This window comes from Caulobacter sp. GW821-FHT09A05, assembly GCF_059418465.1.
Map to the genome: position 1 here is coordinate 36,923 of NZ_JBWKPX010000018.1, position 15,302 is coordinate 52,224.

Annotated in this window: 16 protein-coding genes; 5 read left to right on the forward strand and 11 right to left on the reverse strand. The window is 64.5% G+C overall.

Annotation, left to right across the window (positions count from 1 at the left end; translation table 11 throughout):
* Positions 1–293: 293 nt before the first annotated feature.
* The 5 genes from AC07NX_RS17145 to AC07NX_RS17165 all read right to left on the reverse strand — a co-directional run bounded on the left by AC07NX_RS17145 (position 294) and on the right by AC07NX_RS17165 (position 4,832).
* Positions 294–1,703 carry a hypothetical protein gene (locus AC07NX_RS17145; RefSeq protein WP_494643409.1) on the reverse strand — a complete coding sequence of 470 codons (1,410 nt, stop codon included), beginning with the start codon at positions 1,701–1,703 and terminating at the stop codon, positions 294–296.
* A complete protein-coding gene (locus AC07NX_RS17150; protein WP_494643410.1) occupies positions 1,700–2,839 on the reverse strand; it encodes a hypothetical protein in 1,140 nt (379 codons plus the stop codon). The genes AC07NX_RS17145 and AC07NX_RS17150 overlap by 4 nt, the downstream gene beginning before the upstream one ends.
* Entirely contained in the window at positions 2,836–3,381 is a 546-nt protein-coding gene (locus tag AC07NX_RS17155) for a hypothetical protein (RefSeq protein ID WP_494643412.1), read from the reverse strand. The genes AC07NX_RS17150 and AC07NX_RS17155 overlap by 4 nt, the downstream gene beginning before the upstream one ends.
* A gap of 505 nt (positions 3,382–3,886) precedes the next feature.
* A complete protein-coding gene (locus tag AC07NX_RS17160; protein WP_494643414.1) occupies positions 3,887–4,363 on the reverse strand; it encodes a thermonuclease family protein in 477 nt (158 codons plus the stop codon).
* Complete coding sequence (locus AC07NX_RS17165; protein WP_494643416.1) at positions 4,305–4,832, reverse strand: hypothetical protein; 528 nt, start codon at positions 4,830–4,832, stop codon at positions 4,305–4,307. The genes AC07NX_RS17160 and AC07NX_RS17165 overlap by 59 nt, the downstream gene beginning before the upstream one ends.
* A 207-nt stretch (positions 4,833–5,039) precedes the next feature.
* On the opposite strand from AC07NX_RS17165, the gene AC07NX_RS17170 reads away from it, so the two are divergent.
* Entirely contained in the window at positions 5,040–6,014 is a 975-nt protein-coding gene (locus AC07NX_RS17170; RefSeq protein WP_494643418.1) for a hypothetical protein, read from the forward strand.
* 25 nt (positions 6,015–6,039) lie between these two features.
* Positions 6,040–6,327: a hypothetical protein gene (locus AC07NX_RS17175; protein ID WP_494643419.1), complete on the forward strand. Its 288-nt coding sequence runs from the start codon at positions 6,040–6,042 to the stop codon at positions 6,325–6,327.
* A 20-nt stretch (positions 6,328–6,347) separates the two neighbouring features.
* Here AC07NX_RS17175 and AC07NX_RS17180 read toward each other — a convergent pair whose 3' ends face one another.
* From AC07NX_RS17180 to AC07NX_RS17195, 4 genes are all read right to left on the reverse strand, one after another.
* Positions 6,348–7,103: a hypothetical protein gene (locus tag AC07NX_RS17180; RefSeq protein WP_494643421.1), complete on the reverse strand. Its 756-nt coding sequence runs from the start codon at positions 7,101–7,103 to the stop codon at positions 6,348–6,350.
* Positions 7,104–7,115: 12 nt separating this feature from the next.
* Positions 7,116–8,555 carry a ComEC/Rec2 family competence protein gene (locus AC07NX_RS17185; protein ID WP_494643423.1) on the reverse strand — a complete coding sequence of 480 codons (1,440 nt, stop codon included), beginning with the start codon at positions 8,553–8,555 and terminating at the stop codon, positions 7,116–7,118.
* Positions 8,556–9,404: 849 nt separating this feature from the next.
* Positions 9,405–10,751 (reverse strand): ATP-binding protein, encoded by a 1,347-nt coding sequence (locus AC07NX_RS17190; protein ID WP_494643425.1) that lies wholly within the window; start codon positions 10,749–10,751, stop codon positions 9,405–9,407.
* Positions 10,752–10,753: 2 nt separating this feature from the next.
* Positions 10,754–11,473 carry a response regulator gene (locus AC07NX_RS17195; protein WP_494643427.1) on the reverse strand — a complete coding sequence of 240 codons (720 nt, stop codon included), beginning with the start codon at positions 11,471–11,473 and terminating at the stop codon, positions 10,754–10,756.
* Between the two features lie 155 nt (positions 11,474–11,628).
* On the opposite strand from AC07NX_RS17195, the gene AC07NX_RS17200 reads away from it, so the two are divergent.
* The 3 genes from AC07NX_RS17200 (at position 11,629) to AC07NX_RS17210 (ending at position 13,453) form a co-directional block, all read left to right on the forward strand.
* The gene (locus AC07NX_RS17200; RefSeq protein WP_494643429.1) at positions 11,629–12,036 is read left to right on the forward strand and encodes a hypothetical protein; all 408 of its coding nucleotides are present in this window, start codon (positions 11,629–11,631) and stop codon (positions 12,034–12,036) included.
* 71 nt (positions 12,037–12,107) lie between these two features.
* Positions 12,108–12,527, forward strand: coding sequence for an EF-hand domain-containing protein (locus AC07NX_RS17205; RefSeq protein ID WP_494643431.1), 420 nt, complete (start codon positions 12,108–12,110; stop codon positions 12,525–12,527).
* Positions 12,524–13,453, forward strand: a complete 930-nt coding sequence (locus tag AC07NX_RS17210; RefSeq protein ID WP_494643433.1) for an alpha/beta hydrolase — start codon at positions 12,524–12,526, stop codon at positions 13,451–13,453. Before AC07NX_RS17205 ends, AC07NX_RS17210 begins: the two co-directional genes overlap by 4 nt.
* A gap of 131 nt (positions 13,454–13,584) precedes the next feature.
* Here the strand turns inward: AC07NX_RS17210 and AC07NX_RS17215 are convergent, their stop codons facing one another.
* A complete protein-coding gene (locus tag AC07NX_RS17215) occupies positions 13,585–14,475 on the reverse strand; it encodes an AraC family transcriptional regulator (protein ID WP_494643435.1) in 891 nt (296 codons plus the stop codon).
* Between the two features lie 331 nt (positions 14,476–14,806).
* Positions 14,807–15,250 (reverse strand): spore coat protein U domain-containing protein, encoded by a 444-nt coding sequence (locus AC07NX_RS17220; RefSeq protein ID WP_494643436.1) that lies wholly within the window; start codon positions 15,248–15,250, stop codon positions 14,807–14,809.
* Between the last annotated feature and the right edge of the window lie 52 nt (positions 15,251–15,302).

Genomic DNA, 15,302 nt, shown 5'->3' on the forward strand with positions numbered 1-15,302 from the left:
CGTCTCGGGTCCGGATTGGTCGGCGGCCGTCGCTCTCACGAAGTCGTGGGTCAGGGGCTAGCGGGCTGTTTCGACTGGACGGGCTGGGGGGGCGGCCCATGCGCCTTTGCCCTCGGCGCGGGCCTTCGCCTCCGCCGCCGAATACAGACCCTTGCTTGTCGCTCAACTGTAAGGACACGGACGGGAGCACCGAGGTAACATCCTTCAACCGGATCTAATGTTCGCCATCTGATGATTTCGCCGCCGGCATCTCTATCTGAAGGCGCAGGTGTTAGGTGGCCGCCCGTGGGGTCTCACAAGTCGGGATCATCGAGCGCCTCCACGGCGCGCCGACGCTGGTTTTCGCCTAGTCCGTCATGGTCGACGGCGCGTTGGAGGTGATCTTGGCCGCGGCGGCGATAGTCGGTCGCGCGTTCGCCGGTTCGCTCCCGGGCGGCGGCGAGATAGGCGCGGCCGAGGCCGTACTGGAGCCGCCCTGCGCCACGCCAGTTTGGATTGGCCTCAACCAGGGTCTCCAGCCGGAAGGGCCGCAAACCCGGTCGCAATTGCCGGTGATAGAGAAGCCGTGCGGCCGAACGCTTAGTAAGGATCGCGTGGACGGCGCCGTAGAGGTCGGACCCATCAGCCGGCAAGACTTCGGCCTCGATCCGATTGGAGGTCAGCCAGACTCCGTCCTCGATCATCAGTTCCGCCCAAACCCTATGGATCCCAGCGCGCCTAAAGGTAAACCCGCCGGCTTGGGCAAACAGGCTCACGTCCCGCATGAACGGCTGGGTCGGTGTAATGGCTAGTGTGGCGGGGAAGGCGCAATAGCGTCGAGGGGATCGGTAGAGCCGGCGCTCGCCGTTCGGCTCCTCGATCCAAATCCGAAACTGCTCGTAGCCGGGATCAATCCTATCCGGCGCGACTGCGTCGGGGCCTTCTCCGCTCAAGGATAGGGTGATGGTCAACTCGATGGGTTCGAAAAGCCAAAAGCGCTCGGACGGCAATGTAATCGCGAGTGCGAAGCCTTGCGCCGGATCGACGGCGCGACGGTCGATTCGGTTGGTCGTGGCAGCATCGCCGAGGTCCTCGAACCGGGAACCACCGGGCCATACGTTTGGCGAAGTGGAGCATCGACGCAGGGTTGCCCGCTGGCCGTCCGTGAACCGAAAGTACTCATCGCCGAACGGAGCGGCCGCTTGGCTGCTGGCCAGGTAGCATTGATCGGAGACGTGCTGCAGATTGAACAGGTGGCTCACTTCGTGGATCGTCGTGAAGCGGGTCTCACGTTCGAACGCCTCGCCCCCCCGTCTCGCACGAATGCTGTCCAGGAAGATCGCGCAGCCCTCGCGGGGATGCTCGGTGTAGCTGTCGTTGCTGTTTGGGTCGTCCGGCGTCGTGAACCCGCGGTCGAACATGATCCCGAAGATATCGGCGCTATAACGATAGGCACCGGCGAACATCACAGCCACCTTGGATACGCGACCCGGAGGCGATGGATTTCCGGTTAACTTCAGTCCTGTCTCATGCAGACGATAGGCGTCGACGATCGATGCGCTGGATATCGGTGGACCCGTCAGGCGCGCGTGATCTATGCGCAGGTCGATATCGCCGCCCGAGGCCTCGCTGAAGGCCGTGGCCAATTGATCAGGTGAGGCGGTCAACCAGGTCGGCAGCGCGACATCGCCGAGCCGGGCGAGCACGCAGCCGAGCCTGATCATTTCGGGTAACGTGGCCGGATTTCGAAATCCACGGCCTTCGGGTTCTCGGTCTGGCCGCCCTTCTTCAGGATGACGGGGATGGCCAGCCGGTACTTGCCCGGCGCCTGATTGTCGGCGAAGACCACGATGAAATAGGTTTCGCCATTTTCCACGTCCGTGGAAATCGAGAGCGGCCGGATTGTTTGCGCGCCTTCACGCGCCGTCAGCTTCACGTCCTCCTCAACCACTTGATAGACTGGCTGATTGGAGCGGACCTTGGCCACGATGCCTTGCGGAGCAGCAGGTCGAATAACGGGGCTGACGAGCGAATAGGCCAGCGGCTTGGCTGGAGGTTCGGGCTTGGGGGGCGACGAAGTTTGCCCTTTGACCTGTAGCGTCTCGGCGACGAGATCCACGGTCCCATCGGTTCGCGGCGCCATCCGGAAGAAGATCGGCCCGGCAGCCTTGTCCGTGAAACTCGGTGCACCGCTCTTCACCAAATTCATCGATCCGCTGGAGGCAATCGCCGCCGCTGCCGCGTCAGCGGCCGCTTGAAGCACATCGAGCGCCGCCTGAGCGTCGATGACGGCCATTTCAGCTGGGATCAACAATTCCTGCGGCGCGCCCAGTTCGATCATCTTGTCGCGTTTGGCGACCGCCGTGGCGAGCGCCATCTTGGCGTCGGTCAAGGCCTTGGCCTTAGCCTTGGCGCCCGCTGCTTTGTCCTTGGCGTCTTGGGCGACCTGCTTATCCGCTTCGGCCTTGGCCGCGATCTCCGCCTTTCTAACTTCCCCGTAGCTGCTGAGCGCCTGTTCGGCGATCGTCGTGCCATTGTTGTTGAAACCGACGGTGTCGAGCAAGCCTTCCTTGAGCTTCACGTCGAGGGTGTAGCCGCCGAGGAAGGACTTCGCCTCAAGTGTGTAGGTGTTTTGCGGATCGGGAAGGTAGAGGACCTCTAAGGCCATCGTGCCGTCGGGTTGCGGCGATACTTTAAGAACGGGAGCAGGCAAGGCGTACCGATAGCCCGTGGCCTTCAGCGCGGCGGCGGGCGTGGAAGGCACCGGCGCGCTGTCCAGGGTGGTGATGCACCCGCCTAGCAGAGGAAGAGACAGCGCGAGGACGGCAGGCGTAAGGCGCGATAGCGGGGCCTGGTTCATTTCTCCGGCTCCACCAGCGTGACTTCGATGCCCTTGTCTCCGTCCGCAAGCGTGGTTTTGCCCTCGAGCAGTTCTAGCTTGCCGCTGGTGGGACTGATGCGAATCTTGAAAAGGACGGGATTGGGCAAGTAGTAAGCGTCCTTGCCATCCACCGCATTGGCTGCGGCGATTGTGGCCAGGGCGACCTTCTCCAAGACGCTGATAGCCGCTTTGGGCAAGACCGCTTCGTCGATCTCGGATTTGCCTTGGCTTAGCATGCCGTTGGCAAAGACCAGGGTGGCGTTGTTCTTGGCGAAATAGGCGTAAGGATCGATCGAGCGCTTCTGGGTCAGGTCCGGCAGGAACTTGACCTCTGACTTCAAGCCGCCTTTCCCGTCGGTATAGACGATCAGAAAGTGTGCGCCCTCGTAGTACCGAATTCCCTTGGCGCCCTTGTCGGCGGCCAAATCTGTCGTTCGATCGCCCGTAAATTCAATGGGCTGGACCGTCGTGCCAGCGCAACCTGCGAGCAGAAGGGCCAGGCCGAGTGCGGCAACGCGCATATCATCTCTCCCCCAAGAGCTTGGCTATTCCCGCATGAAATCACTCCCTTTTCAACCTTGAACTGTGATTGGCAAAGCAATCGCTTCAGCGCGCGTTGATAGATTGCTAGCGGTGTTCACCAACTGCGCATCAGTTGCGCAATACGGACAGCCCCGTGAGGGGCGGAGCATACGCGGCGAGCCTGCGGGATATGAACTCAGTCAAGATGGGCGAGAGACTATCGCCGAGGTGATTGGGGTGCACGGTTGACGTGCGGCTAAGACGTGCGCGCGTCGGTGCGAATTGAAGTTGTTTGGATTGTGATTTGAAGCATTCGTCGGCACACTTTTGTGTGCGAGAAATCATGGACACCCAGGAATGACGGAAAATCGTATTCTAGAGTGCTGTGGCGTAGACATAGTTATGTGATTTTTCCAACAGTGGGCGCCACCCCGGTACAACTCTGGGCACCGAAAGGGCCGCCCCCTGTACCCCATTGTTCGCCGCGACGGTGCGCGCGAGCTCCTAATCGTTCCCAAGCACCCTGACGTCGTTCGCCGCGTGGACCTCGACGCGCTTGGCCACCGCGCGAAGCAGGTCGCGGCGGTAGGTGCCGTCTTCGTTGCGCAGCATCTCCCGGGTCGCCTGGGCGAACCGGATCATGATCTCCGGGCTGATCGCCGGCCCGGCATAGAGGCCCTTGCTGTAGCGGCGATACTCGGTGGCGAAGCCCGACCGGATCAGCGCCGCGTTCAGGTCGGGCGAGGCGTCCGACCAGCATCGACCCACGAACCGGCCATAACGGTCCCTGTCCACGAAGCGACAGCCGACCCGTCCGCGCGTCAGACGAACGAGTTCGTCGCGCGCCTCGTAAGCGAAGGGTTCGGCCGGCGTCGCGCCGCGGCGGACTTCCGGGGCGTCGACGCCGAACAGCCGGACGCTTTCAGACCCGCAGCGCAGCGTGTCGCCATCGTGATGCGAGCAGGTGTCCGCCGATGACAATCGACCTCTGCCGCCGCGTCACACGCGTAAATAAGTAATAGCCGATCCATCCGACGTAGAATGCAGGTCCAACCAGCAACCGGTTGAGGTGGACCTCTTTGATAAGCCAAAATACAATAATATAAGCATACGAGAAGTAGTGCAGATGGTGGAGCATGATAACCGTGTAGGCCGGCAGATTCTGCGTATCCAGGCGGAAACGCGACAACAGCCGCTTGTCGAATTCGCCTGCCGTCGTTGAAATTGCCACAAGCAAGGCAACAAGGACCGCCGCGACTGCGGCGATTTCAGGCAGGAAGACTCCGGAGAGTAGATAGCCGAGCGCGCGCCACCGCCTCTTGACCTCGCCCATTGCGTCGTACGCCGTCCGAATTTTCTTCAGAGCCAGTGCGAGGAGGCAGATCGAGCCAGAAAGTGCGATGATCCGCAGTGCGCCTGAGAGGAGGTGATCCGAGGCGAACAGCGCCAATCCTGATGCGGCCAATGCGACGGACCAAGTCCGAAGCGAGGCCTATCGACGAGCCTTCGTCGCCGTACTTTCGGACCTCTCCCCCCTTGAGCAAGTCCTGGTGGTGACGAAGCTGAAGCCAAGCGGCGCGCTGACGCCCAGTGACCTCGTCTGCGAACGCCGTGAACCGGGTGCCCGGGAGTTCACTATCAAGGCGGAGAAGCTTCAATGACCGGTTCAAAGCAGGGGCAATGCTCGTGCGGTTTGCTGGCGTTTGTCGCGGCCTTGTGGCTGGCAAGCTCGCCGGTGTTGGCGCAGATCGCAAGCGCGGACCCGTCAGGTTCGGCTCCGCCCACCGCGCCAATGGTTGATGATGTCTGCAAGGAAAAGGCTGAAGTTATCCAGCTCGACCACGACTACAATCGCACGATGCCCGAAAACGCCGCCCGCGTTGATAAGCGTACGCGTTTGGAAAGCTTCGACGTCGCACTTACCTCTGGCGATGCTGTTCTTCTGACGGTGGTAGGTACCGGCGGGATCACGCCCACCGTCACTTTGGGTATCTGCGGCGAGGCAGGTTACAAACGCCTCAAGGTCATCGCGCCGAAAACGATACTGAGCCGCACCGCAGTGGATGGTGTGACGATCCTGGAGACTGGCACTTACCGGCTTCGCGTCGATAGCCCTACCGGTGACTTGGCGCCATACAAGCTACGTGCTCAGGCCGTTGTTCTGCCCAAGTTGCCGGACATCGACGAATTTGACATGACCAAGACGTTGTCCTCGGCATTTGACAACGCCACGATCAGCCCGTTCTCCGGCGCTGCATACAAGCTCTTTCGCGTAAAGCCGACGGCGGACACCCGGGCGCTATTCGAGTTGTTGAGCAGCGCGAAGGGCCTGCGTATCGAAGCCGGACCGCAAATCGATGACCCTTGGCGTGATTTCGTGCAGACCGAAGACCGGGACTATGGGCCCACGGTCTTTAGAGGCGCGAAGCGTATTTTGGTCACGCGGCTCCAGGCGGGCGCGGATTTCTTAATCAAGATTTCCGCTCCGGTGAACGGGGCAAGCGACTTCAAACTGTCTGCGCAAATCGCGCCGCCACCCCCCCCCGCTCCCCACGGCTCAGCGGATCGCCCGAGGGGCGGCCATCGACGGAAACCTGTCGCTGGCCGATGCACTGGTCTATGCGCGGTCTAAAGCGACAAGCGCGGTCGACGCAACGTTGCGGCCCTACAAGCTCTATACTTTGGTTGGGGACGCCGGTGAGGAGTTCACGATCACCATGTCTTCCAAGGAGATCGATAGCGTCCTTCAAATCGTCGAACAGACAGTGTTGGAAGAACGGCTAGCCGTGGCTGCGGAGAACGACGATCATCTCGACAAGGACGACAAGCTTGGGGCGCAGGATTCCCGCCTCAAGGTGAAGTTGTTTGCGCGAGGCGCTGTCACTATCCGTGCAACCGTCGTACGAGATGGCCAAACGGGTTTATTTGCTCTGACGGTCGAATGACCTTCCACGTGCTAGGGGACCTAGGGGGCGGCGTATTCGCCGCTCATCACTGCGCCAACAGCCGCATCGACGTCCTTTTGCAGCAAGCCGATCAAGAAGGCGGTTATGCGCTCGGCGGCCGGTTTGACGATGGCGCCGCCTACATCGACGACTTGGTCAGCGAACGCCTCCCTGGCTTTGCCCGCCACCTTCTCTCCCAGCTTGCTCAAAACACCGGTCGCCAGAGCCTTGAAGCTCTTGTCCGGCAACTGCTTGTCCTTGACCAAGCGGACTTTGACCGCCGTCTTGGTGTCCGCATCGATCAGGTCGTCGAGGAAGTCGACGAACGCCTCGACCGGCAATCTGACCAGTTCACGCGAGAACGAGGCGTCGGCGAACACGCCTCGGCGCTTGAGCCGGGCGATGATGTCTTCTCGGACCAAGGGGCTCTCCACCCCGAAGGTCAGCAGTGTTCCGTCCTTGGCGAACCGAACTGCGCTCAGCGCTGCAATCAGTTTGGCCTTGAGGGCGGCTTCATCGCCAGCGGTCCGTAGCTGCCAGTTCATGACGAGGTTGCGGGCCTTGGAAGGCGGCACGTTGAACGTCCTGGCCAGGTCGTAGATCGGGCCCTCTGGATCGATGGCTCCGGCGACGACCAGCGCCTCGAAGACCAGCAAGTCGATCTCGGTCTTTGAGCGAGCGCCAAAGGCGGGTGTCAGATATCCGCTCAAGAACCGTTCCGCGAACAGTTTGGATTTGGCCGGGTCTGCCAGGGCGCCGTGAACGTCATAGGCCATTCGAAGAAGTCCTCACCATTGGGTCACTGGTAGGGCGTGCCGGCAGGAGGATAGATGGCCCAGCGGCGGGGCCGCACCGCGCCAGGTGGCAGCCGCGCCCGCCAAATGGGTCACCGTGTGCGTGGCCGTCGCCAGGACGTCGGCGGCGGCCACCGCCATAGCAGCGGACGAAGGTGTCCATGCGCCGTGATTCCAGGACTCCATCGCGTGGGCCCGGATAGCGGCGCTGGTGGGATGACGCGTGGGCGGCTTCTTTGGGCCATGGGCGTTGTCGGGACCAAACGAATAGAACAGGCGCGCATAGCCGCTGGCAGGACGTGGATAGGGCGTGCTCGAAGCGCCCATATCGGCGCCGTGGTGTGGTGCGACGAGGCCCACAATGTGGCTTGGCGTGGGATGGGGAAGATAGTTGTAGGCGGCGTCGCCGGTCAGAACCCAGGAAGGCGACCAATCGAACGCGTGGTTGGTGACAACCAGGGCAAGGCCACTGCCGTTTCGCCCAGGACCAATGCAAACGCGTAGGTCGTAGTTTTGCGTCCCGGCCGTCCACTGGATCGGGGGCAAGGTGGAATCCACGACCAGCACCGAGCCGCCGGCCTTGAGGATATCGTTCGCCAGTAGGGTGTGGCTCGTGGAAATCTTCTGGCGAGGAACGATCCAGGTGCTGGCGTGCAGCGCCGTTTGCCTGTGTGCGCCCGCCCAGTGATCGGTGTCCCAGTGGGAAAGGATGACCGGCGGCTTTTCACAAGTGCAGAAATCCACCCTGGCCGGCGCGGTGGGCGCATTGCGACCTGAGCCGCAACCGACGTCGAAATAGTAGATCGGAAAGCCGCATTGGCAGACCAGGGCCGAAGCCGAGCCTTGGCCGATGTCAAAGCAAACCAAGCTTTCCACCTGGCACGCGGGCTGCAGGGCTGTTGCCAGTGCCTCCGGATCGGCTGTTGGCCAATCCTTCATGTCGAAAAGACCGTCCAAGGCCGCCGATGGCGCAGAGCGCTTCGGCGTCAGATGCAAAAAGGCGGGGGTGGGCGGCGCGAACAAGCCGCCATAGACCAGCGCGGGAACATCGGTTTCTTCGTCGGTCAGGCTGAGCGTGACCCAAGGCTCTTCGGTCCGCGGCGTAGCCTCGAACCAGCGATGGTCGCGGGCCAGCGAAAACTCGATCCGATAGACTGGAACCTCGTCGTAAGGGTCGGGCCCATCGAAGCCCTCACCGTCGCCGCCGCCAATGCGACGCTTCCACTGCGTTTGAATGCGCTCAGCGAGCTCCGGATCATCCAGGTCGAAAGGACCGTCGGCCCCAAAGCCTTTCCAGCCCGCGTCGACGGCGTCGAACACGAACGTCAGATCGTCTTCGCCATCTTGAGCTATCGGCTCCAAATCATCCAAACGAGCATAGGCGCGGCTCGGAAAGCCGCGACGCCACTCCTCCAGATCGAAGAACCGATTCATCTGCCAAGCCCCAAGTCATCCAAGCGCCACTATAGGTCGCAATGCGCGACCATCCAACCATATGGGCGGGCGCAACCCGTCAGGGGCGCAAAATCAGGAGCGATGCGCCAACGCCTGATGCCCGCCCAATAGTACCACTCAGTGATGCCGCATTAGGCTGGGATTGGGGCGCACAGTTGACATGCGGCTAAGACGTGCGCGCGTCGGTGCGAATTGAAGTTGTTTGGATTGTGATTTTGAGCATTCGGCGGCACACTTTGTATGTGAGAAATCATGGACACCCAGGAATGACGGAAAATCGTATTCTAGAGTGCTGTGGCGTAGACATAGTTATGTGATTTTTCCAACAGTGGGCGCCATCCTCCGCCGATCGTACGATTGCCTACGCCAGACTACGCTAGCCCACGCCAGAGCCCGCCAAAGCTGGTCATCATGCTGGTTTCGCCAGCGTGAGAACGCTGGGAGGCTGGAGAATCCCAGGAGGTTCGCAATCTCCGTTAGGGAAAGATCATCGCGCCTCATGTAGTCATGGAGCATGTCCCGGCACATGCGATTCAGAATGTGCGAGTATGTATTTTCTTGTGCCTTCAATCGTCTTGATAGCGTTTGACGATCCAAAGCGAGGCGCTGGCGCACGTGCTCGATGGAGCATCGGTGATTTGGCAGAATTTCACGGATCAGAGCTTCGATCTGCCCCGCGACGTCCGGCTTGGCGGGGCTGTCTTGGGGGCGGCGAGTGGAGGCGGCCATGGAAACCGACCTGATGAACTGTCCCAAATGATCAATGGAAATGTCCCAGCATGTTAAGCGATGCGGTCCACGGCCCCTAGTGACGCGCCTTGTCCTTTTCTAGTCAGGCGGACCGGAGGGCAGCTCGATCGTCGCCGCGAGCCCGCCTTCGGGACGGTTGACCAGGGTCAGGGCGCCGCCCTGGCCTTTGGCCAAGGCCTGGACGATCGACAGGCCCAGCCCCGCTCCGCCGGTGTGACGGTTGCGCGAGGCCTCGCCGCGCGCGAACGGGGCGGTCATGGTTTCCAGCATCTCGACTGGGAGGCCCGGCCCGTCGTCCAGCACCATGATCTTGACAAGGCGGTCCAGCGGGCGGGCTTCGACCGTGACCGCGCCCCCGTAGCGGGCGGCGTTGTCGATCAGGTTGTCGACCATGCGGCGTAGGGCCAGGGGCGAGGCCCAGGCCGCGCCGGCCGCCTCGGGCGCCAACAGCACCGCCTGACCCATCTCGCGACGCAACGCGACCAGGGTCTCAAGCTCCTGGCGGAGGTTGATTGACCGCGCGCCGTCACCGCGTCCGGCGTCCTGGCGGGCGAACAGCAGGGTGTCGTCCAGCAACTGGGACATCTCCGCCAAGTCGGCGCCGGCCTTGGCGCGCTGGGCGTCATCGGCGATGAACTCGGCGCGCAGGGTCAGGCGGGTCAGATAGGTACGCAGGTCGTGGGCGATGGCCGCCAGCATCCGCGTGCGCTCGTCCATCAGGCCGCGGATCCGCCCCTGCATCGTGTTGAAGGCCGCGGACAGTTCGCGCAGTTCCCGGGGGCCCCGCAGCGGCAGGGCCCTGGCGTCCAGGTCGTCGCCGAACCGCGCGACCTCGTGAGCCAGATGGCTGACCGGCCGGGTGGTCTGGCGCACCGCCAGGACCAGCATCAGCAGGGTGACGACCAGCAGGGCGGCGGCGGCGAGGGAGACCCGGCTAAAGAACTGCCGCGCCGTCTCCGGCGCGCGACGACGCAGCACCAGCACCTCGCCGTCGACCAGCCGCACGGACAGCCGCAGGGCCTGGCGGCCGGGCGGGGCGTCCTGGCGCAACCGGCCGCCGCGCCGGATGTCGATCCGCAGGTCCCGATCGCCCAGCGCCTGGCGATAGGCCCGATAGCCGGGATCGCCCGCGCCGGCGGCCCGGGCGCGAAGCTGCGGGGGCGGGAAGTCGGTGTTCAGGGTCGTGCGGATGACGCCGGTGTCCAGCGCCTTGACGACCTTCGGCCGGGCCGCCCGGGGACTGGCCTCGACCGCCTCGACGATCGCCAGGGCCTCGGACGGCCTGGGCAACTGGTAGAAACGCACGCCGCCTTCACCTCGGCCCTGCGGCCAGACCAGCAGGGCCGCGCCGATCACCAGCATCACCGCCAGCCCGGCTAGCAGGATGGCCGTCATGCGGGTGGAGAGGTTGTCGGACAGCATCATGGCTAGAGCCGCTCGGCCGGCGCGCTGAACAGGTAGCCGCCGCCGCGCACGGTCTTGATCAAGGCCCCGCCGCCTCGCGCGTCGCCCAGCTTGCGGCGCAGGCGGCTGAGCAACACGTCGATGGCGCGGTCGAACGGCTCGGCGCTGCGGCCCCGGGTCCGGTCCAGAAGCTGATCGCGGCTGAGCACCCGTTGGGGATGACGCAGGAAGGCCATCAGCAGGTCGTGCTCGCCGCCGGTCAGGACGACGGGGTTTCCATCAGGATCGGTCAGGTCGCGGCTGGCGGTGTCGAGCCGCCAGCCGGCGAAGCCCAGCACCTCGCCCGGCGGCGTGCTGGCCACCCGATGAACCTCGCGGGTGCGTCGCAGGATCGCCTTCACCCGGGCCAGCAGCTCGCGCGGATTGTAGGGCTTGGCCAGATAGTCGTCGGCGCCGATCTCCAGGCCGATCACCCGGTCGATATCGTCGCCCTTGGCGGTGACCATCAGGATGGCGACCTCGCCGGTCGCCCGCAGGCGACGGCAGACCGACAGGCCATCCTCGCCCGGCATCATGATGTCCAGAAGCACCAGATCCACCCGGCGACGCGCGGCCAAGCGGTCAAAGGCCTCGGCGTCGGCGCAGCCCACGACCTCGTAGCCCTCGCGGCGCAGCAGCCCCAGGGTCAGGTCCCGGATTTCGGCGTCGTCTTCCACGACCGCGATCAGCGTGTTGTCGGCCATGATCAGCCAATGCCTCAACCCCGGCCTGGGCGAAAGCCGCGACCGGCCTCGTTTACACTTCGACACAGTTCGTCGAGCGGCAGCAAACCGCGGATTGGCCGGCGATGGTCTGATGGCGATGTCGAGGGACACCGACCCATTTCCATGGAGCCATCATGCGTAAGACTTCCATCCTGGCCGCCGGCCTCTCGTCCCTGGCGGCGCTCGCCGCCATGATCGCCACGCCCGCCCAGGCCGGCCAGCACGGGCGCATCGTCAGCGTCCAGGGCGCGCGCGGCCACGGCTATGTCCACAGCCGCAACGTCAGCCGCCAGCCCGGCGCGATCTCGGTCTCGCGCGCGACTCAGACCAACTCCGGCCGCGGCGTGGCCAGCAATCGCGACGCCAGCTGGGGCGACGGCGCCTATCACGGCGGGGCGTCCCGCACGTTCAACAACGGCGCCACGGCCAGCCGCAGCACCAATGTCGTCGACAACCATGATGGGACGGTCAGCTACGACCATTCGCGCACCGGTTACGATGGCTCGACGCGTTCCGTCAGCGGGACGGTGACCCGCCCCTGATCGAACGCGTCCAGGCCCGCCGCGCCGCGCTCCCCCAAACGGCGCGGCGGGCTGCTTTCCGGAGACCGAGAATGAAGATCCCGACCCTTTCCATCATCTGCCTGGCCGCCATGGCCGCTTCCAGCGCCAATGCGGCCTCGCGCGCACCCGGCGCGGCGCTCGACAAGGCCGACGCCGACCACGACGGCTATGTCACCCGCGACGAGTTCAAGGCTTCGCGCGCGGCCCAGTTCGAACGCCTCGACCGTAACGGCGACGGCGTGGTGACGCTGTCGGAATTCCCCCGCCTGGCCAGGTCGAACCGTCCCAAGGCCCAGGCGCTGAAGACGGTGATCACCCACGGCGACCGCGACGGCGACGGGCGGGTGACCCAGGCCGAGTTCGTCGACGGGCTGGCCCCGATGTTCGACCGCGCCGACCGCGACCATGACGGCCGCCTATCGCGCGACGAGGTCGCCGCCGTCCGCGATCAGCTCGAGAGCCTGAAATGACGGCGCGTCGAACGGTCCTGCTGACCGCGCTGGCGGTGGCGGTCTTGACCGGGACCGGCGCCGTCGAGGCCGCCCAGCTGGGGCTGGGCCCACGGGGGCGGTTGCACCAGCGCCTGGAGGAGAAGAAGGCCGAGGAAGAGCGTCCGATCGATCTGCAGGCCATCCTGCCCGGCGCCCGCAAGCAGACCGACGCCTACGGCGCGGACGCCGCTCAGCGAGCGGACGTCTATATCCCGCCGGGCGCTCGCAACGCGCCGATCCTGGTCATGGTGCATGGCGGGGCGTGGATGATCGGCGACAAGGCCAATACCGGTTCGATCGAGAACAAGCTCAAGCGCTGGCTGACCCGAGGCTGGATCGTGGTCAGCGTCAACTACCGCATGCTACCCGACGCCATGGCCTACGAGCAGGCCGAAGACGTCGCCGAGGCCGTGCGCTGGACGCAAGGCCAGGCCGGGGACTGGGGCGGCGATCCGAGGAAGATCATCTTGATGGGCCACTCGGCGGGGGCTCACCTGGTGGCGCTGGTGTCGTCCCGTCCCGACATGGTCGGCCGACCCTGGGCGGGGACGGTGGTGCTGGACTCGGCGGCCATGCAGGTCTCGGCGACGATGGCCGGCCGCCATCCCGGGTTCTACGACCGGGCGTTCGGCTCCGATCCGGCCTATTGGTCCCAGGCCTCGCCGATGGACCAGTGGACGCCCAAGGCCGTGCCGATGATGCTGGTCTGCTCGACCCGGCGGCCGGACGATCCGTGCGACGACGCGCGGCGGTTCCAGGCCAAGGCCCGGGCGGGCGGACGCGACATGCCCGTCCTGCCTCAGGCCCTGACCCACGCCGACATCAACCGGACGCTCGGGTCGCCGGGGGCTTATACCGATGCGGTGGACGCCTTTATCGCGGACCGTCTGGGATCGTCCCGCTAAGCGCGGTCGTGGTAAGCTCAAGCTTGTGATGCGGCGACGGGTATGACCCTGGCCATGCGGGCGCCTCGTCGCCGGTCTCGGTCACCGTATTCGGCGCGGCCGCCAGCGCCATCGCGCACCGAGTTTGGATGTCAGGCCGCGAGACGCCGAAGCGAAGCGACGTCCCGACGGGGCGAGGCGCCGAACATTCGTGAGTATTCGCGGCTGAACTGCGAGGCGCTCTCATAGCCGACGCGGAAGGCGGCGCCTTCCACATTGGTCTCGCCGGACGCCAGGAGCCGGCGCGCTTCGAAGAGGCGCAGCTGCTTTTGATACTGCACCGGCGTCATCGCGGTCAGCGCCTTGAACCGCCGATGAAAGGCCGAGGGGCTGAGCTGGGCGATCGACGCCAGCTCATCGACGCGGACGGGATCGGCGAAGCGGTCGCGCAGGGCGTGTATCGCGCCGACCAGGCGGCGGGTGCGGTCGCTCCCCAGGGCCATCTTCACGACCTCGCCGCCGTGCGGCCCGGTCAGCAGCCAATAGCAGATCTCGCGCATCACCGCCGGATACAGCAGGGCGATGGCCCGCGGGGTCTCCAGAAGCCGGACGGCGCGGGCGGCGCAGTCGGCGAGCGGTCCCTCGAAGTCGCTGACGAAAACGCCGTGGCGGACGCTCTCCAGGGCGACCGGCGCGCTGTCGAGGCTCTCGATCACCTTGCGCATCACGCCGAGGTCCAGCTCGATGACGAGACCGAGATAGGGCTCGCCCGGACTGGCCTGCGTCACCTGGCCGACCGCGGGCATCTCGACGCCGACCACCAGGGCCTGGCCGGCCCCATAGTCGAAGCGCCGCGCGCCGAAAGCGGTCCACTTCGCGCCCTGCAGCGTGATGCACAGGGCCGGCTTGATGATCATGTGAGACAGCGGCCTGGGATGGTCGGAGCGCAGGATGGTGAATCCCGCGATGGCGGTCGCGAAGGGGCTCTTGCCCGACTGCCGGTCCGTATAGCGCAGGACCGAATGCACCAGATCGTCCGCCATTCGAGTCCGCCCGCATCATCCCAGAGCCAGCGTCTCAACCTAATCCCAGGAGCAGGAATAGGCAAGAATGGGGCCGAGAGGCCACCAGCGCGGCGGCGCGAACGTCGTCTTCTTGGAGCCATATCAACGTCGGCTTCTGGCGCGACGTTGCCGATTAGGTCACGCGGTCTGAACGTCAGCTTTCAACCGACGCTGCGGTTTCACATAACCTCCACCCCTAGCCAGAATGGGCAATCGTTGGCGAAGTCAGGAGGGTTCGGGGGAGGCGAAGGTTCGCGTGGTTGTGAGGGGTGGGCGTTGTGACGAATCCGGCCGCTTTCCGCCCCTGAACTCAGTAGTTCAACACCACGGTGATCTGGCCGGTGTAATTGCCCACCATGGTTCCGGGCTGCCGCGCCGGGATGCGCGCATAGACGGTGACCGTCGCCTCGAACGCCCCGGCGATGCTCGCGATCCCGATGACGGATCTGGCGTCGCCGTTGCTGCCGTCTCCCCAGATCATTGTTCTCGAAGGATCCAGAAACAGCTGATAGCGCAGACGATTGGCCCCATCGACGAGTTCGCGGTCGGATGGGGCGCCGGGTCCGGTCAAGCTGATCGATCCGTTGATCACGACGGGAACCACGTTGGAACTGGTGCAGGTCACCGTGATCGTCGCGGTGGAGTCCGTCGGCATGTCTTCGTAGGGCACATATTGGCCGAACGTGAGCGACGTGGATGAGACGGCGCAAATTGCAGCGGCGCTAGCCTGGCCTGGCCCGGCGGCCAGCGCCAAGGAGAGCCCTAAAACCCTCAGCCAAGTCCGTCGCACAGGCTTTGACCGGGGC